Raw genomic sequence first — 17,349 nt, forward strand, 5'->3', positions numbered from 1 at the left:
GCGCGCCGCCGCGTCGACGCCGAAGCGCGTGTGCGCTGGTGGGGGCGCCAGCAGTCGGGCCGCGCCGGCACGCGCGCCAGCATCCTGCGCATCCCCGGCATCTACGCGCCCGACCGCGAGGGCGGCACGCCCGAGGCGCGGCTGCGCAAGGGCACGCCGGTGCTGGCGCCCGGCGACGACGTGTACACCAACCACATCCACGCCGACGACCTGGCGCGTGCCTGCGCGGCGGCGTTGTGGCGCGGCAGGCCGCAGCGCATCTACAACGCCAGCGACGCCACGGAGCTGAAGATGGGCGACTACTTCGACCTGGCGGCCGACCTGTACGGCCTGCCGCGCCCGCCGCGCGTGCCGCGCAGCGAGGCGCAGCAGAAGCTGTCGCTGATGCTGCTGAGTTTCATGAGCGAATCGCGCCGCCTGGACAACACGCGCCTGCTGCGCGAACTGCGCCTGCGCCTGCGCTATGCCACGGTGGCCGAGGGGCTGCGATTGCTACGCTAATGATAGCTGTAAGCGCTTTATGGATAAGCGCTGGAGGCCAATTTTGCCCCTTATTTCCCCAGCCCCGGTGCCGGGTAGGTGTTGCCCTGGTCGTCGGTGCAGCGAAAGACGTTGCACCGCACGTTGCGGCGCGTCGGCGTGGTGCTGGGCGGGTTGACGGGGACCACGGGCTGGGGCCGCACGACAGGCGGCACGACCACCACGCGCGGCTGGGCGGCGCGGGCCTTTTCCACCTCGGCGGCGCCCTGCGGGCCCAGGCAGTCCAGGTCCACCTGGCGCTGGGCGGCTTCCATGCGCACGTCCTGTTCGTAGGGCGTGCGCGACGTGCTGTTGGCCACCAGGTCGAGCTGGCGCCTGGACTGGGCGCACTCGGGGGAGCGGGCGTAGTCCTGCGGCTGGGGCGCGGCGGCGGCTTGGGCGGCGCGTGACCGGTCGCGCTCGGCGCTGCGCAGGGCCTCGGTCTGCGCGGCATGCGCCTCGGCCTGCAGGCGCTGCTGCTTGCGCTCCAGCGCCTCGGCAGCGAGTTCGCGCTCGCGCTGAATCTCTTCGGGTGTCTTGCGCGCTTCCACCTCGCGCGCGGTGGTGCCGCTGGCGCAGGCGCCGTTGGTGTAGGTCACCTTGCCCGTGCGGGTGTCGGTGCAGCGCACCACCTGGGCCTGGGCGCCCAGGCCCAGCCCGGCGGCGGCCAGGCACACGAGGAGGGAGGGCAGGGAATGCGTTGCCATGTGGGTGCGTCAGCAGGCGGTTTGCGGCGGGCCGTCAGGGCCCTGCGCCGTGCTCGGGGTTGTTGGAGTATTGGCGCGCGCGCCAGTCCTGCGGCTGCGGCCCGGGGTTGCCCGGCGGGCGGGCGCCTTGCGGGTTGTTGCGGTTGCGGCGGTCGTCAGTGGCGCGGCGTTCGCGTTCGGCACGGTCACGCGCGGCCCGGTCACGGTCGGCACGCTCGTGCTCGGCCCGGTCGCGGTCCGCACGCTCGCGCTCGGCGCGGTTGCGATCCCGGTCCCGCCAGTCGTTGCGGTCGCGGCCTTCGCTGCGGTAGGCGGGCGGTGGCGGTGCATAGACGACCGGAGGAGGGGGCGCGCGGTACGCAGGCGGCGGCGCCACATAGACCGGCGGCGGTGGGCTGCCGTAGATGTAGCCGGGCTGCTCGTACACCCCGTAGCGGGGCGACTCGTAGTAGTAGGGGTCGGCGGGCACGACGGCGCAACCGGCCACCAGGGCGCCCAGCAGGGTGGCGGGAACGATGCGCAGGAAGTTGTGTGTCATGGCGGTCGGACTGGGGCAGTGGGGTGGGCGTTCCGCCCCGCAGGTAAAGCCCTTGAAAAGCCATCCTGCGGAGTGTTACGGCTTCTCCCTTAGCGCGCGGCGGTCGCCATCGGTTGACGCCTGCGCGCAGCGATTGCTACTATATTAATAGCTGCAAGCGCTTGTTGGATAAGCGCTGGAGCCTGTTTTGACCCCTAAAAATCAGCCAGGCAAGACACGGCGGATGGTGTTGGCCAGGTCTTCCGCCACGAACTTGGCCACGTAGCCGTCGGCCCCCACGCTGCGCACGTGGTCTTCGTTGGCCGAACCCGACAGGGACGAGTGGATGACCACCGGCAGGTTCTGGAAGCGCGCGTCCTGCTTGATGTTGCGGGTGAGCGTGAAGCCGTCCATCTCGGGCATCTCCAGGTCGGTCAGCACCATGGAGACGCGGTCGAGTACGGTCTTGCCCTCGGCCTCGGCGCCGCGCGCGATGGCGTTGAGGCGGTCCCAGGCTTCCTGGCCGGACTTGACCATCTCGTAGGGCGCGGCCAGGGCCTTGAGCTCCTGCTCGATGAGCGAGCGCGCCACGAAGGAGTCGTCCGCCGCCAGGATGATGGTGCCGGGCTTGAGCTGGAGCTTGGGGCCGACCTTTTCTGCGGTGACCTCGTGGCCGTCGGACGGCGACACCATCTGCAGGATGGCCTCCACGTCCAGCACCTGGGCCAGGCGCGACTCGTCGGTGTTGCCGTCCAGGCGCGCGATGCTGGTCACCAGCTTGCCCTTGGCACCGCTGGCCTCGGCCGAGAGCACCTGCTTCCAGTCCAGGCGCACGATGTCTTCGACCGACTCGACCGCGAACGCCTGCGTGGTGCGCGCGTACTCGGTCACCAGCATGATGTTCAGGCCCGTCTGGGGCTTGCAGCCGACGATGGACGGCAAATCGAGCACCGGGATCACCTGGCCGCGCAGGTTGACCACGCCCAGCGAGTGCGGCTCGGCCCCCGCGATGGGTGTGATGCTGGGCATGGCCACGATCTCGCGGATCTTGAAGACGTTGATGCCGAACAGCTCGGACTTGCCCAGGGCGCTGTCCGTGCCCAGGCGGAACAGCAGCAGCTCGAACTTGTTGGTGCTGGTGAGGTTGGTCCGCTCGTCGATGTCCTGCTGCATTGCTTTCATGGTGAATCCTTCGCGCAGAAGAAAGAAGAAACGAGAAACGAGATACGCGCGTTTACAAATTCTAGGAGCAGAACGGCGCGCGCGGTGCGCCAAACCCGTAAAACTTCTTCCGGCAATACCCGGGTATGCCGCCGGGACAGCCGCCCCGGCCTGCTGCGTGCGGCGCCCCGCAAATCACGAAAGCCCGCATGCGTGGCGGCTGCCCAGGGCCTTTTCGGGCGAGAATGCGCGGCTTCTGGCCCCGCCTGCCCACCATGTCCCGCCCGCCCGATTCCCTGCTCAAGCGCCTGCGCCAGCGCTTCGGGCGGCGCACGCTGTACGCGATGCTGGGGGCGCTGCTGGCGCTGCTCGCGGTGGTGGAGCTGGGCATGGCGCACAAGCTGGACGCGCTGGACAACCGCGTGGGCGACGCGCTGCTGCGCTGGCACGCCCAGGGCCGCCTGCCACCGGGCGACGTGGTGCTGATCGACATCGACCAGCCCTCGCTGAACGACCCGCAGATGGTGGAGCTGGCGGGCGCCTGGGCCTGGCCGCGCATGATCCACGCGGAGCTGATCCAGGCGCTGGCGGCCGAGCAGCCGCGCGCCATCGTGCTCGACCTGATCCTTTCGCCGCCCGACAGCCTGCGGCCCGTGAACGACGCGCTGCTGGCCCAGGCGCTGGCGGGCTTCGAGCATGCCTACGTGCCCATCATCCTGATGCCCGATTCCACCCGCAAGGCGCCGCTGGCGCAGGCGCCGCCCGCCATGGGCATACGCGCCGGGGCGGGGGCCGACCCCAGCGCGCAGTACGGCATCGACGGCCCCACGGCCCTGCCCGCCGAGGTCTGGCGCACCGGCTACATCAACTTCGCGCGCGACCGCGACGGCCTGGGCCGCCACGCGGAGCTGGGGCTGGACGTGGGCGGCTGGTGGATCCCGCACATCATCGGCCGGGTGGCCGATGCGCTCGGCCTGCCCCGGCCCGATGCGCCGCGCTTTCGGCTGCACTGGTACGGGCGCGAGTTCACGCGCATCCCGTATGCGCGGGCCTACCTTGCCACGCAGACCGAGGGCGCGGCGCTGCCGTTCGACCCGCGCGGCAAGATCATCATCATCGGCGCCACGGCCAGCGGCCTGCTGGACTTCGTGCCCACACCCATCGAGGCCACCACGCCCGGCCCCTTCGTGCTGGCGACGGCGCTGGCGAACCTGCAGCAGAGCGACTGGCTGCGCGCCGCGCCCGCCTGGGCCAACGCGGCGCTGGCCCTGCTGCTCATCGCAGGCACGGGCTGGGCCTTTGCGCGGCGGGTGTCGCCCACCTGGGTGGCCTGGGGCTTTGCCGCCGTCGCAGCGGCGGCGCTGGGCGGCGCGGTGCTGGCGCTGCGGGCGCAGGTGTACTGGATGCCCGTGTCCGCGCTGGCCGTGGGCGCGCTGGCGCTGCTCAGTTTCGGCCTGCTGTCGTCGCGGCTGGAGATGGCGCAGCGCGAGCACGTGCAGGCCATGTTTGCGCGCTTTGTCGATCCGCGCATCGTGCGCAACCTGTCCGACGCGGCCCAGGTGGCGCAGGCCGAGGTGTCGGCCAGCCGCGAGGTGACGGTGCTGTTCTCCGACATCCGGGGCTTCACCAGCCTGTCCGAGCACCGCAGGCCCGAGGAGATCGTGGCCATGCTCAACCGCTACTTCGAGATGCAGGTGGAAGTGATCTTCCGCCACGACGGCACGCTCGATAAATTCATCGGCGACGCGATCATGGCCTTCTGGGGCGCGCCCATCGCCCAGCCGCGCCATGCCGAACTGGCCGTGCATGCCGCCCTGGGCATGGCCGACGCGCTGCAGCGCTTTGCCGCCGAGATGGAGCAGGGCGGCCTGGGCGCGCAGTTCGACATCGGCATCGGCGTACACACCGGGCCCGCCGTGGTGGGCTTTCTGGGCACGGCGCGGCGGCTGGACTACACGGCCATCGGCGACACGGTGAACCTGGCGAGCCGTATCGAGGGCTGCACGAAAAACGTGGCGCGGGTGCTCGTTTCCGAGGCGACGCGCGCACAATGCGCGCACGCGTTCGAGTTCATCGACCGGGGGGCCTTCGAGGTCAAGGGCCGGGAGCAGGCGGTGCGCCTGTTCGAGCCCCGGCGCATTGCAGCGTCATCATCCGCACCACTATCCAGAGAGGGGGTTTCCACATGAGCATCGCCAGGACTTTCCATGGATTGCCCGCGCCGTCGCGCCGGGGGCTTGTGGCCGCCGCGCTGCTGGCGTTCGGCCTGTCGTCGGCCCAGGCGCAGACGCACCAGGTGAGCACGGCCACCGAGCTGCGCGCCGCGCCCGCGCTCAACGCTCGGCCCCTGGCCAAGCTGGTCGTGGGCGTGCCGCTTACCGAGACCGGCCAGCAGGGCGGCTGGCTCAAGGTGCAGTCCACCGGCAACCCCGAGGGCTGGGTGCGGCTCACGCACGTCAAGTCGCTGGCGGCGGCCCAGCCTGCGGCGGCCAAGGGCAGCGCCAACCCGCTGACGGGCCTGGGCGGCGTCTTCACCGCCGCCAGCACCAAGCCCACCGCGACCACCGGCACGCGCGGGCTCACGCAGGAGCAGCTCGCCAACGCCCAGCCCAACTTGGACGAAGTGCAGCAGCTGGAGCGTTACGCCAGCAACGCCGCCCAGGCCCAGCAGTTCGCGCGCGGCGGCAAGCTGAACGCCCAGAAGATCAACGGCTACGAGGGGAACTGACATGACGACGATGCGCACAACCCATGGGGCGGGTTCCGCGCGTGCGCGGCGCTGGGCGGGCCTGCTGGCCGCCGTGGCCGCCGCCGCGCTGATGGCGGGCTGCGAGTCCATGCCCAAGTCGGGCGGCTTGGGCGGGCTGGGCTCCGCGCTCAGCGCGGTCACCGGCGGCGGTAGTGGCGGCGGCACCAAGTTCGATGGCGTGCTGGACGTGGTGCAGGGCGCGTCCGCCGCGTTCAAGGACTACACCGCCGAGGAGCAGCGCCAACTGGGCGTGGAGTTCTCCTCGGTGCTGCTCGGCGCGCGCCCGCTGCTGCGCAACGAGCTGGTGCAGCGCTACGTGAACCAGGTCGGCTGGTGGGTGGCGCAGCAGGCCGACCTGCCCACCGGCAAGGACGGCAAGCCCCTGCAGTTCGCCTGGCGCTTTGGCGTGATCGACTCCGACGCGGTGAACGCCTACGCCACGCCGGGCGGCTTCGTCTTCGTCACCGTGGGGCTGATGCGCCAGCTCAAGAGCGAATCCGAACTGGCGGGCGTGCTGGCGCACGAGGTCGCCCACGTGGTGCGCGGCCACTACCTGGCCGCCATCAAGAAGGGCGGCTTCGCGCAGATGGCGGGCGGCGTGGTGCAGGCCCGGGCGGGCAACGCCGCCATCAGCTCGGCCATGGTGAATGCGGTGCGCAACATCTACCAGAAGGGCCTGGACCAGGGCGACGAGTTCGACGCCGATCGCATGGGCATGCTGTACGCCGCACGCGCGGGCTACGCGCCCGCAGGTCTGCCCAACGTGCTGAAGATGTACGCCGCCAACTCGGCGCAGGACGCCAACTACAACCTGCTCTTCAGCACCCACCCCGCGCCCGCCGACCGCATCGCCAAGCTCACGCCGCTGCTGGGCGAGAAGTTCGCCGGTGCGCAAGGCACGGGCAACGAGGCGCGCTACATGGAAATCCGCAGGCAGTTGAGGTAACGCGTTAAACCACGCCCGCCGCCCGCAACTGCGCAATGCGCGCAGCGTCCAGCCCCAACTCCCCCAGCACCTCGTCCGTGTGCTGCCCCAGCGCGGGCGGCGCGTTGCGCAGCATGGGCGGGTTGGCCGACAGGCGCAACGGGCTCGCCACGCCGGTGATCTGCGCCACGCCGTCTCGCGGCGTCTCGCCATCCTTCCAGCGCGGCAGCGGCACGGCCAGGCCGCGCGCCTTCACCTGCGCGTCGTCGAACGCCTGGGCGATGGTGTTGATGGGGCCGCAGGGCACGGCCTTGTCTTGCAGCAGCGCCACCCATTCGGCGGTGGTGCGCGTGCGGGTGAGGGCTTGCATGGCGGGGATGAGCGTGTCGCGGTGCTTCACGCGCAGGGTGTTGCTGGCGTAGCGCGGGTCGCTGGCCCATTGCGGCTGGCCGGTGGCGGCGCAAAAGCGCGCAAATTGCCCGTCGTTGCCGATCGCCAGCAGCATCGCGCCGTCGCGCGTGGGGAAGTCCTGGTACGGCGCGAGGCTGGGGTGGCTGTTGCCCTGGCGCATGGGCGACTGCCCCGTGGCGAGGAAGCCCGACGCCTGGTTCGCCAGGATCGCCATGCCCACGTCCAGCAGCGCCATGTCGATGTGCTGGCCCTGGCCCGTGGCGTGGCGCACGTTCAGCGCGGCCAGGATGGCGGTGCTGGCATAGACGCCGGTGAACAGGTCGGTCAGCGCCACGCCCACGCGCAGCGGGCCGCCGCCGGGCTCGCCATCCGGGCGGCCGGTGATGCTCATCATGCCGCTCATGGCCTGGATCATCAGGTCGTAACCCGCGCGCTCGGCATACGGACCGCTCTGCCCGAAGCCGGTGACGGAGCAGTAGATGAGGCGCGGGTTCAGCGCGCGCAGGCTTTCGTAATCGAGCCCGTATTGCTGCAAGCCGCCGACCTTGAAGTTCTCGACCAGGATGTCGGCCTGCTGTGCCATCTGGCGGATGAGCGCCTGGCCGTCCTTTGTGGCCATGTCGATGGTGACGGAGCGCTTGTTGCGGTTGCAGGCCGTGTAGTAGCTGGCCTGGTCCGTGTCGTTGCCCTGCGCGTCTTTCAAAAAGGGCGGCCCCCAGTGGCGCGTGTCGTCGCCGCTGCCGGGGCGCTCCACCTTGACCACATCGGCCCCCAGGTCGGCCAGGATCTGCGTACACCAGGGGCCTGCGAGCACGCGGGAGAGGTCGAGCACGCGGATGCCCGCCAGCGCGGCGGTGTTGGAGGTGGTCATAAATTTATGTGGTCAAAATGGCCTATAACGCTTATCTGATAAGTGCTGGCAGCTATCAATTTTGAAGAAAAAACCGCCCGGAGCGCGGGCGGTTTTTGTAGGGGTTAGCTAAAGAAGTTCTTCAACCTGTCCGTCCAGCTCTCGCCGCTGGGCGAGTGGCGGGCGCCGCCTTTTTTCAGCGACTCTTCCAGCTCGCGCAGCAGCTTGCGCTGGTGCTCGGTCAGCTTGACGGGTGTCTCGACCGCGATGTGGCAGTACAGGTCGCCGGGGTAGCTGGCGCGCACGCCCTTGATGCCCTTGCCGCGCAGGCGGAACTGCTTGCCGGCCTGCGTGCCCTCGGGGATGTCGATGGCGGCCTTGCCTTGCAGCGTGGGCACCTCGATCTCGCCGCCCAGCGCGGCGGTGATGAAGCTCACCGGCACCTGGCAGTGCAGGTCGTCGCCGTCGCGCTCGAAGATGTCGTGCTTCTTCAGGCGGATCTCGATGTACAGGTCGCCCGGCGGGCCGCCGTTGGTGCCCGGCTCGCCGTTGCCCGTGCTGCGGATGCGCATGCCGTCGTCGATGCCTGCGGGGATCTTCACCTCCAGCGTCTTTTGCTTCTTGAGCTTGCCCTGGCCGTGGCAGGTGGGGCAGGGCTCGGGGATGATCTTGCCCGTGCCGCGGCAGTGCGGGCAGGTCTGCTGCACGCTGAAGAAGCCCTGGCGCATCTGCACCGTGCCGGAGCCCTGGCAGGTGCCGCAGGTCTTGGCGCTGGTGCCGGGCTTGGCGCCGCTGCCGTGGCAGGTGTCGCAGTTCTCCCAACTCGGGATGCGGATTTGCGCGTCCTTGCCCTTGGCGGCTTCTTCGAGCGTGATCTCCATGGCGTAGCTCAGGTCGCTGCCGCGATACACCTGCCGCCCGCCGCGCCCGCGCTGCTGGCCGAACATGTCGCCGAAGATGTCGCCGAACGCCTCGGCAAAGCCGCCGTAGCCCTCCGCGCCGCCGGGGCCGCCGCGCATGTTGGGGTCCACGCCCGCGTGGCCGTACTGGTCATAGGCGGCGCGCTTTTGCGCGTCGGTGAGCATCTCGTAGGCTTCCTTGGCCTCCTTGAATTTCTCCTCGGCGGTCTTGGCGGCGTCACCCTGGTTGCGGTCAGGGTGGTACTTCATCGCCAGCTTGCGGTACGCCTTCTTGATCTCGTCCTCGGATGCGTTCTTGGGAACGCCGAGGACTTCGTAAAAGTCTCGTTTAGCCATGGGTCTGTTTCCTCGGGGGAAAAGGAACGCCGCGCAAGCCTGTTCGGGGCTTGGCGCGGCGGGTCACGGGGTCAAGAATCAGCCCTTCTTGACTTCCTTGACCTCGGCATCGACCACGTTGTCGTCGTCGGCAGCGGGCTTGGCCGAAGATGCGGATGCTGCGGCTTCGGGCCCTGCGCCGTCGGCTGCCGCTGCGGCCTGTTCAGCGGCGTACATCTTCTCGCCCAGCTTCTGGCTGGCGGCCATCAGGGCGTTGGTCTTGTCCTCGATGGCGGCCTTGTCGTCGCCCTTCAAGGCGTCTTCCAGCGCCTTCACGGCGGCGGTGATGGCGTCCTTCTCGCCCGCGTCCAGTTTGTCGCCGTGCTCGCCCAGGCTCTTGTTCACGCTGTGGACGGCGGCTTCGCCCTGGTTCTTGGCCTGCACCAGCTCCAGCTTCTTCTTGTCGTCGGCGGCGTTCAGCTCGGCGTCCTTCACCATCTTCTGGATTTCTTCTTCCGACAGGCCGGAGTTGGCCTTGATGGTGATCTTGTTCTCCTTGCCCGTGCCCTTGTCCTTGGCGCCCACGTGCAGGATGCCGTTGGCGTCGATGTCGAACGACACCTCGATCTGCGGCACGCCGCGCGCTGCGGGCGGGATGCCTTCAAGGTTGAACTCGCCCAGCAGCTTGTTGCCCGAGGCCATCTCGCGCTCGCCCTGATAGACCTTGATGGTCACGGCAGGCTGGTTGTCGTCGGCCGTGGAGAAGGTCTGCGCGAACTTGGTCGGGATGGTCGTGTTCTTGGTGATCATCTTCGTCATCACGCCGCCCAGGGTTTCGATGCCCAGGGAGAGCGGCGTCACGTCGAGCAGCAGCACGTCCTTGCGGTCACCGCTCAGAACCTGCCCCTGGATGGCCGCGCCCACGGCCACGGCTTCGTCGGGGTTCACGTCCTTGCGCGGGTCCTTGCCGAAGAATTCCTTGACCTTCTCCTGCACCTTGGGCATGCGGGTCATGCCGCCGACCAGGATCACGTCATGGATGTCGGACACGGACACGCCAGCGTCCTTGATGGCCGTGCGGCAGGGGGCGATGGTGCGCTCGATCAGGTCTTCCACCAGGCTTTCGAGCTTGGCGCGGGTGAGCTTGATGTTCAGGTGCTTGGGGCCGCTCGCGTCCGCCGTGATGTAGGGCAGGTTGATGTCGGTGGCCGCGCTGTTGGACAGCTCGATCTTGGCCTTTTCCGCTGCTTCCTTCAGGCGCTGCAGGGCCAGCACGTCCTTGGACAGGTCCACGCCCTGTTCCTTTTTGAACTCGCTGATGATGTAGTCGATGATGCGCTGGTCGAAGTCTTCGCCGCCCAGGAAGGTGTCGCCGTTGGTGGACAGCACCTCGAACTGCTTTTCGCCATCAACATCGGCGATTTCGATGATGGACACGTCGAACGTGCCGCCGCCCAGGTCATACACGGCGATCTTGCGGTCACCCTTTTCTTGCTTGTCCAGGCCAAAGGCCAGCGCGGCAGCGGTGGGTTCGTTGATGATGCGCTTCACGTCCAGGCCCGCGATGCGGCCTGCGTCCTTGGTGGCCTGGCGCTGGGCGTCGTTGAAGTAGGCGGGCACGGTGATGACGGCCTCGGTCACAGGCTCGCCCAGAAAGTCCTCCGCCGTCTTCTTCATCTTGCGCAGGATGTCGGCCGACACCTGCTGGGCCGAGATCTTGTTGCCGCGCACTTCGATCCATGCGTCGCCGTTGTCGGCGGCCACGATCTTGTAGGGCATCAGGTCGATGTCCTTTTGCACTTCCTTCTCGGTGAACTTGCGACCGATCAGGCGCTTGACGGCGTACAGCGTGTTCTTGGGGTTGGTCACGGCCTGGCGCTTGGCCGATGCGCCGACGAGGATCTCGCCGTCTTCCTGGTAGGCCACGATGGACGGCGTGGTGCGCGCTCCCTCGCTGTTCTCGATCACACGCGTGGTGTTGCCTTCCATGATGGACACGCAGCTATTGGTGGTGCCCAGGTCGATACCGATGATTTTTCCCATGATTTTTCTCCGAATGCTGAAATGGTTTGGATGGCTAGGTACTTGTGGATAACTTTTGGCGTTTCAAGGCATCCCGGTGTTTTTATTGGGGGGCCGCGACGGTCACCAGCGCCGGGCGCAGCACGCGCTCGGCGATCACGTAGCCCTTTTGCAGCACGGCCACGATGGTGTTGGCCTCCTGCTCGGCCGGCACCATGCTGATGGCCTGGTGCTGGTGCGGGTCGAACTTCTCGCCCGAGCCGGGGTTGATGGCCAGCACCTTGTTGCGCTCCAGCGCCGAGGTCAGCTGGCGCAGCGTGGCGTCGGCCCCCTCGCGCAACTGCTCAGGCGTGGCCTCCTTGATGGACAGGGCGGCGTCCAGGCTGTCGCACACGGGCAGCAGGCTTTCGGCAAAGCTCTCGATGCCGAACTTGCGGGCCTTGCTCACTTCGTCTTCGGCGCGGCGGCGGGCGTTCTCGGCCTCGGCCTTGGCGCGCAGGAACTGGTCGGCCAACTCGGCGCTCTTGGCCTTCAGCTCGGCCAGCTCGCCCTGCAGGCGGGCCAACTCGTCGGATGCGTGGGCGGCCATGGCGGCTTCGACTTCTTCGGGGGCGGGGGCGCTCTGGGGCGGGGTGCTTGGGCTGGTGTCGGACATTGGTCTTGTGGAGGTGATGGATGGGTACGCGCGAACAGCTTGGGGCAGGGCGCGGGTTTTCAAGAGCAGGCGGGCCAGTGTACAGACGCGGCAGTCCAGGCTATAATCTTCGGCTTTGCCTTGCCATACCGCTTCAGAAGACGCGGCGGATGGCTGTAACCCAGACTTGCGCAATCAAGGTTGCACGACGCATCTTCACGGAATAGGCGTCATGCTTGAGCTTTTTTGCGCAAGTCGTACCCAAAAGGAGTCTGCATGCGTCATTACGAAATCATCTTGTTGATCCACCCGGATCAAAGCGAACAAGTGCCCGCGATGCTGGAGCGCTACAAGGGCATGATCACCGCCGGTGGCGGCAAGATCCACCGCGTGGAAGACTGGGGCCGCCGCCAACTGGCTTACCTCATCAACAAGCTCGCCAAGGCCCACTACCTGTGCGTGAACATCGAGGCCGACCAGGCCGTCATGGCTGAACTGGAGCACGCCTTCAAGTTCAACGACGCCGTGCTGCGCCACCTGACGGTGCAAAAGAAGAAGGCCGAGACCGGCCCGTCTTCGATGATGAAGACCGTCGAGCGCGAAGAAGCCCGCAAGGCCAGCCAGGCCGAGTACGCAGCGGCCAACGCCGAGCGCTGATCCGACCCATTTGTTCGAGGAGTGCAGAACCGCGTCGTCTTGACCGCCTGTATCGCAGAGGCAGAACCGCTGCGCTACACGCCCGCCGGATTGCCCGCCATCCACCTGCGGCTCGAACACGAGTCAGAGCAGACCGAGGCAGGCCACCCCCGCGCAGTCAAGGCCGCCATCAAGGCCACCGCCTTTGGAGCGATGGCCGAGCGCCTGGCAAGGCAGAACATCGGGAGTCTCTGGACTTTCCACGGTTTTCTGGCCAACCCGCGCAACGGCAAGACACCGGTGCTGCACATCCAGGATATTCAACAAGATTAATTTTCAAGAGGTCCACCACCATGGCCACGTTCAAGAAATTCAACAAAGACAAGCGCCCCAAGCGCAACACCCAGTCCCTGCTGTTCAAGCGCAAGCGCTTCTGCCGCTTCACGGTGACGGGCGTCGAAGAAATCGACTACAAGGATGTTGACACCCTGCGCGACTTCATCGCCGAAAACGGCAAGATCATCCCCGCGCGCCTGACCGGCACGCGCGCCATCTACCAGCGCCAGCTCAACACCGCCATCAAGCGCGCCCGCTTCCTGGCCCTGGTGCCCTACAGCGACCAGCACAAGATCTAAGGAGCACAACCCATGCAAATCATCCTGCTCGACAAGGTTGTGAACCTCGGCAACCTGGGTGAAATCGTCAAGGTGAAAGACGGTTACGCCCGCAACTTCCTGATCCCCGCAGGCCGCGCCCGCCGCGCCACCGAAGCCGCCAAGGCCGAGTTCGAAGCCAAGCGCGCCGAGCTTGAAAAAGCCGCCGCCGCCAAGCTGGCCGAAGCGCAAGCCCAGGGCGAAAAGCTGGCTGGCACGACCGTCAAGCTGACGCAAAAGGCCGGTGTCGATGGCCGCCTGTTCGGCTCCGTGACCAACCACGACATCGCCGAAGAGCTGAACAAGCAAGGCTACAAGGTCGCCAAGTCGCAAATTCGCCTGCCCAACGGCCCCATCAAGACCGTGAGCGACAGCACCGTGAGCGTGGCCCTGCACACCGACGTGGTGGTGGAGGTCAACGTGTCGGTGTACGGCGAAACCGCCTGATCCTTCGCGCTGATCTGCACGAGAGCCGCCTTCGGGCGGCTTTTGTTTTTCCCCGCTCCATACAGGGCTGTCCACGCCTTATCCACAGGTTTGTGCCGTGACGCCGCGCCCTCGCGGCGCTAGCATCGCGGGTTCGTTTCCAAGGTTTCCATGTCCGCCATCTTTCCCGCCCTCGAAGACGACGGCTTCACGCCTGTACACGACCGCGACGTGGCCCAGTTGCGCGTGCCGCCGCACTCCATCGAGGCCGAATCCAGCGTGCTGGGCGGCCTGCTGCTGGACAACAACGCCTGGGACCGCGTGGGCGATCTGCTGGTGGAGAGCCACTTCTACCGCTACGAGCACCAGCTCATCTACACGGCCATCGGCGCGCTGGTCAACGCCAGCAAGCCCGCCGACGTGATCACCGTGTTCGAGCACCTGCAGAACCTGGGCAAGGCCCAGGAAATGGGCGGGCTGACCTATCTGAACAGCCTGGCGCAGTACGTGCCCAGCGCCAGCAACATCCGCCGCTACGCCGAGATCGTGCGCGAGCGCGCCATCCTGCGCAAACTCGTCACCGCCAGCGACGAGATCGCCACCAACGCCTTCAACCCCCAGGGCAAGACGGTGGAGCGCGTGCTGGACGAGGCCGAGGCCAAGATCTTCGCCATCGGCGAGGAAGGCTCGCGCACCAAGCAGGGCTTCCAGTCGCTGGACACGCTGGTGATCGACCTGCTCGACCGCGTGCAGGAGATGGCCGACAACCCGGTGGACGTGACCGGCGTGCCCACGGGCTTTGCCGACCTGGACCGCATGACCAGCGGCTTGCAGGCGGGCGATTTGGTGGTGCTGGCCGCGCGCCCGTCCATGGGCAAGACCTCGTTCGCGGTCAACATCGCCGAGCACGTCGCCCTGAACGAAGGGCTGCCTGTGGCCGTCTTCTCGATGGAAATGGGCGCGGCTCAGTTGGCGGTGCGTATCGTGGGTTCGATCGGTCGCGTCAACCAGGGCAACCTGCGCACCGGCAAGCTCACCGACGACGAGTGGCCGCGCCTGACAGAAGCCATCGAGCGGCTGCGCACCGTGAGCCTGCACATCGACGAAACGCCCGGCCTCACGCCGTCCGAGCTGCGCGCCAACGCCCGCCGCCTGGCACGCCAATGCGGCAAGCTGGGCCTGATCGTGGTGGACTACCTGCAACTGATGAGCGGCTCTGGCTCCAACAGCTCCGACAACCGCGCCACCGAGCTGGGCGAAATCTCGCGGGGCCTCAAGATGCTCGCCAAGGAGCTTCAGTGCCCCGTCATCGCCCTGTCGCAGCTCAACCGCTCGGTCGAGACGCGCACCGACAAGCGCCCCATGATGAGCGACCTGCGCGAGTCCGGCGCCATCGAGCAGGACGCGGACATCATCATGTTCATCTACCGCGACGACTACTACAACAAGGACAGCAAGGAGCCGAACGTGGCCGAGATCATCATCGGCAAGCAGCGCAACGGCCCCACCGGCACGGTGAAGCTGTTCTTCCAGAAGAACCAGACGCGCTTTGAGAACCTGGCGATGGGGTCGGAAGATTTCTAGTCAAATTGGCCGCTAGTGCTTATCCAGTAAGCGCCAGCAGCTATTGTTTTTGAAGCAAAGCCGTTCAAAGCACTTCGCTCGCAAAATCCGCCAGCCGCGAGCGCTCACCCCGCGCCAGGGTGATGTGCCCGCTGTGCGGCCAGCCCTTGAAGCGGTCCACCGCGTAGGTCAGGCCAGACGACCCTTCCGTCAGGTACGGCGTGTCGATCTGCGCCAGGTTGCCCATGCAGATGATCTTGGTGCCCGGGCCTGCGCGGGTGATGAGCGTCTTCATCTGCTTGGGCGTGAGGTTCTGCGCCTCGTCGATGATGACGTACTTGTTGAGGAAGGTGCGCCCGCGCATGAAGTTCATGCTCTTGATCTTGATGCGGCTTCGGATCAGCTCGTTGGTGGCGGCGCGGCCCCATTCGCCCGCGTTGCCACCGTCGCCCTTGGCGAGGAATTCGAGGTTGTCGTCCAGCGCGCCCATCCAGGGGCCCATTTTTTCTTCTTCGGTGCCGGGCAAGAAACCGATGTCCTCGCCCACGCTCACCGTCGCGCGGGTCATGATGATCTCGGTGTAGCGCCGCTCGTCCAGCACTTGCGTGAGGCCCGCAGCCAACGCCAGCAGGGTCTTGCCCGTGCCTGCGGTGCCGGTGAGGGTGACGAAGTCGATCTCCGGGTCCATGAGCAGGTTCATGGCGAAGTTCTGCTCGCGGTTGCGCGTGGTCACGCCCCAGACGGCGTTCTTGGCCGAGCCGTAGTCCTTCAGCGTCTCCAGCACGGCGGTCTTTTCGCGGATTTCGCTCACGCGGGCGAACAGGCTGGGCTCGCCGGGGGCCTCGAAATACACGAACTGGTTGATCATCAACTGCGGCACGATGGGGCCGCCGATGCGGTAGTAGGTGTGCGCGCCGCTCTGCCAGCTCTCGACGTTCTTGCCGCTCTTGGCCCAGAAGTCGGGTGGCAGGGCCAGCACGCCGCCGTAGAGCAGGTCGCCGTCTTCCAGCGTCTTGTCGTTTTGGTAGTCCTCGGCGGCGAGGCCCAGGGCGCGGGCCTTGACGCGCATGTTGATGTCCTTGGACACCAGCACCACTTCACGCGGCGCATGCAGTTTGCTCAGGGCCTCGACCACGCCCAGGATCTGGTTGTCGGCCTTGCCCTGGGGCAGGCTGGTGGGCAGGTGCCAGTCCAGCGGCGCGGTCTGGAAGTACAGGCGACCGCCCGCAGCGCGCTGGCCCGTGGAGTCGAGCTTGAGGCCGCGCGCCATGTCGGCACCTTGCGCGGCGGCGAGCGCATCCAGCGTGCGGCTGGCCTGGCGGCCATTGCGCGCCACCTCGGTCATGCCCTTTTTGTGGCCGTCCAACTCTTCCAGCACGATCATGGGCAGGAAGATGTCGTGCTCCTCGAAGCGGAACAGGCTGGTGGGGTCGTGCAGCAGAACGTTGGTGTCCAGCACGAAGAGCTTGGCAGGGCCTTGGGGCTTGCTGCGTTTGGCTTTGGCGGGGGCTGGAGCCTCGGCCACCGGCGCGGGTGCGGCAGGCTGTGCCTTGGCGCGGCGCTGTGCGGCCTTGGTTGCAGCAGCAACCACTGCGGGTGGGGCGGGGGTGGCTTCTTCGGGGGCTTTGTCCGCCACGGCCTTTCGGGGGCGGGCGGTGATGTCGAAGGCTTCGGGGGAGAGCAGGGCGGCGCGCCGGGCGGGGGCGGGAGGCAGGGGCATGGTGTCTTAGGGGTTCAGAAAAGCAAAAAGCCGCCTGGAACAGTCCAAGGCGGCTTTGGTGGGGATGGTGGAGAGGGGCGCTGAGGTAGCCAGGAGCATCAAACCATTATGCCCATTCCCTGCGGATGCTCAGGCGGCTTTCTTGATGAGGGCCTTGGTGGCCTTGACGGCTTTCAGCACTTCGTCCACGTGGCCCGGCACTTTCAGGCCACGCCACTCCTGCACCAGCACGCCGTCGGGGCCGACCAGGAAGGTGCTGCGCTCGATGCCCTTGACCTTCTTGCCGTACATGATCTTGTTCTTGACCACGCCGAACATGTGGCACATCTTTTCTTCGGTGTCGGCGATCAGCTCGAAGGGGAGTTCGAGCTTTTCCTTGAAGTCGTCGTGCGACTTCATGTTGTCGCGCGAGACGCCGAACACTGCGGCGCCCGCTTTGACGAAGTCCTTGTACTTGTCGCGGAACTGCATGGCCTCGGTCGTGCAGCCGGGGGTGTTGTCCTTGGGGTAGAAGTACAGCACCAGGATCTGGCCGAGGTGCGAGGTGTTGGATACCTTGATACCGCCGGTCGCGTTGGCTTCAAATTCGGGGAGGGGCTTGTTGACAACGATCGCCATGGC

General features: G+C 67.1%; 17 protein-coding genes and 1 pseudogene. 9 read left to right on the plus strand and 9 right to left on the minus strand.

Annotated features, from left to right (window positions below):
* Positions 1-501, plus strand: a pseudogene (locus tag QM569_RS02005) (SDR family NAD(P)-dependent oxidoreductase); the annotation flags it as partial.
* Between the two features lie 50 nt (positions 502-551).
* Here the strand turns inward: QM569_RS02005 and QM569_RS02010 are convergent.
* From QM569_RS02010 to QM569_RS02020, 3 genes are all read right to left on the minus strand, one after another.
* Positions 552-1,226, minus strand: a complete 675-nt coding sequence (locus QM569_RS02010; RefSeq protein ID WP_414985552.1) for a DUF4124 domain-containing protein — start codon at positions 1,224-1,226, stop codon at positions 552-554.
* Positions 1,227-1,260: 34 nt separating this feature from the next.
* On the minus strand, positions 1,261-1,764 hold the full coding sequence (locus QM569_RS02015) for a hypothetical protein (protein WP_414985553.1): 504 nt from the start codon (positions 1,762-1,764) through the stop codon (positions 1,261-1,263).
* 201 nt (positions 1,765-1,965) lie between these two features.
* Complete coding sequence (locus tag QM569_RS02020; RefSeq protein ID WP_414985554.1) at positions 1,966-2,925, minus strand: chemotaxis protein; 960 nt, start codon at positions 2,923-2,925, stop codon at positions 1,966-1,968.
* A gap of 254 nt (positions 2,926-3,179) precedes the next feature.
* On the opposite strand from QM569_RS02020, the gene QM569_RS02025 reads away from it, so the two are divergent.
* The 3 genes from QM569_RS02025 to QM569_RS02035 are packed head-to-tail and all read left to right on the plus strand — an operon-like array spanning position 3,180 to position 6,599.
* Positions 3,180-5,093: a CHASE2 domain-containing protein gene (locus QM569_RS02025; RefSeq protein WP_414985555.1), complete on the plus strand. Its 1,914-nt coding sequence runs from the start codon at positions 3,180-3,182 to the stop codon at positions 5,091-5,093.
* Positions 5,090-5,632 carry an SH3 domain-containing protein gene (locus QM569_RS02030; protein WP_414985556.1) on the plus strand — a complete coding sequence of 181 codons (543 nt, stop codon included), beginning with the start codon at positions 5,090-5,092 and terminating at the stop codon, positions 5,630-5,632. Before QM569_RS02025 ends, QM569_RS02030 begins: the two co-directional genes overlap by 4 nt.
* 1 nt (position 5,633) lies before the next feature.
* On the plus strand, positions 5,634-6,599 hold the full coding sequence (locus QM569_RS02035; protein WP_414985557.1) for a M48 family metalloprotease: 966 nt from the start codon (positions 5,634-5,636) through the stop codon (positions 6,597-6,599).
* Positions 6,600-6,603: 4 nt separating this feature from the next.
* On the opposite strand, the gene QM569_RS02040 is transcribed toward QM569_RS02035, so the two are convergent.
* The 4 genes from QM569_RS02040 to grpE all read right to left on the minus strand — a co-directional run bounded on the left by QM569_RS02040 (position 6,604) and on the right by grpE (position 11,751).
* Complete coding sequence (locus QM569_RS02040; RefSeq protein WP_414985558.1) at positions 6,604-7,860, minus strand: CaiB/BaiF CoA transferase family protein; 1,257 nt, start codon at positions 7,858-7,860, stop codon at positions 6,604-6,606.
* 104 nt (positions 7,861-7,964) lie between these two features.
* Positions 7,965-9,095, minus strand: a complete 1,131-nt coding sequence (gene dnaJ, locus QM569_RS02045) for a molecular chaperone DnaJ (RefSeq protein ID WP_414985559.1) — start codon at positions 9,093-9,095, stop codon at positions 7,965-7,967.
* Between the two features lie 78 nt (positions 9,096-9,173).
* The gene (gene dnaK / locus QM569_RS02050; protein ID WP_414985560.1) at positions 9,174-11,117 is read right to left on the minus strand and encodes a molecular chaperone DnaK; all 1,944 of its coding nucleotides are present in this window, start codon (positions 11,115-11,117) and stop codon (positions 9,174-9,176) included.
* An 82-nt stretch (positions 11,118-11,199) separates the two neighbouring features.
* A complete protein-coding gene (gene grpE / locus QM569_RS02055; protein ID WP_414985561.1) occupies positions 11,200-11,751 on the minus strand; it encodes a nucleotide exchange factor GrpE in 552 nt (183 codons plus the stop codon).
* 255 nt (positions 11,752-12,006) lie between these two features.
* Between grpE and rpsF the strand changes: the two genes are divergently transcribed.
* The 5 genes from rpsF (at position 12,007) to dnaB (ending at position 15,029) form a co-directional block, all read left to right on the plus strand.
* A complete protein-coding gene (rpsF, locus tag QM569_RS02060) occupies positions 12,007-12,387 on the plus strand; it encodes a 30S ribosomal protein S6 (protein ID WP_414985562.1) in 381 nt (126 codons plus the stop codon).
* A 21-nt stretch (positions 12,388-12,408) separates the two neighbouring features.
* Positions 12,409-12,699 carry a primosomal replication protein N gene (gene priB / locus QM569_RS02065; RefSeq protein ID WP_414985563.1) on the plus strand — a complete coding sequence of 97 codons (291 nt, stop codon included), beginning with the start codon at positions 12,409-12,411 and terminating at the stop codon, positions 12,697-12,699.
* Positions 12,700-12,719: 20 nt separating this feature from the next.
* On the plus strand, positions 12,720-13,001 hold the full coding sequence (gene rpsR, locus QM569_RS02070) for a 30S ribosomal protein S18 (RefSeq protein WP_044397946.1): 282 nt from the start codon (positions 12,720-12,722) through the stop codon (positions 12,999-13,001).
* 12 nt (positions 13,002-13,013) lie between these two features.
* Positions 13,014-13,466 (plus strand): 50S ribosomal protein L9, encoded by a 453-nt coding sequence (gene rplI / locus QM569_RS02075; protein WP_414985564.1) that lies wholly within the window; start codon positions 13,014-13,016, stop codon positions 13,464-13,466.
* A 150-nt stretch (positions 13,467-13,616) separates the two neighbouring features.
* Complete coding sequence (gene dnaB / locus QM569_RS02080) at positions 13,617-15,029, plus strand: replicative DNA helicase (RefSeq protein ID WP_414985565.1); 1,413 nt, start codon at positions 13,617-13,619, stop codon at positions 15,027-15,029.
* A gap of 64 nt (positions 15,030-15,093) precedes the next feature.
* Here dnaB and QM569_RS02085 read toward each other — a convergent pair whose 3' ends face one another.
* Together QM569_RS02085 and QM569_RS02090 are read right to left on the minus strand one after the other, a co-directional pair.
* Entirely contained in the window at positions 15,094-16,728 is a 1,635-nt protein-coding gene (locus QM569_RS02085) for a PhoH family protein (RefSeq protein ID WP_414985566.1), read from the minus strand.
* 129 nt (positions 16,729-16,857) lie between these two features.
* Positions 16,858-17,346: a peroxiredoxin gene (locus QM569_RS02090; RefSeq protein ID WP_414985567.1), complete on the minus strand. Its 489-nt coding sequence runs from the start codon at positions 17,344-17,346 to the stop codon at positions 16,858-16,860.
* Positions 17,347-17,349 lie beyond the last annotated feature (3 nt).

Origin of the sequence: Acidovorax sp., from assembly GCF_047607405.1 — a bacterium.
GTDB lineage: Bacteria > Pseudomonadota > Gammaproteobacteria > Burkholderiales > Burkholderiaceae_C > Acidovorax.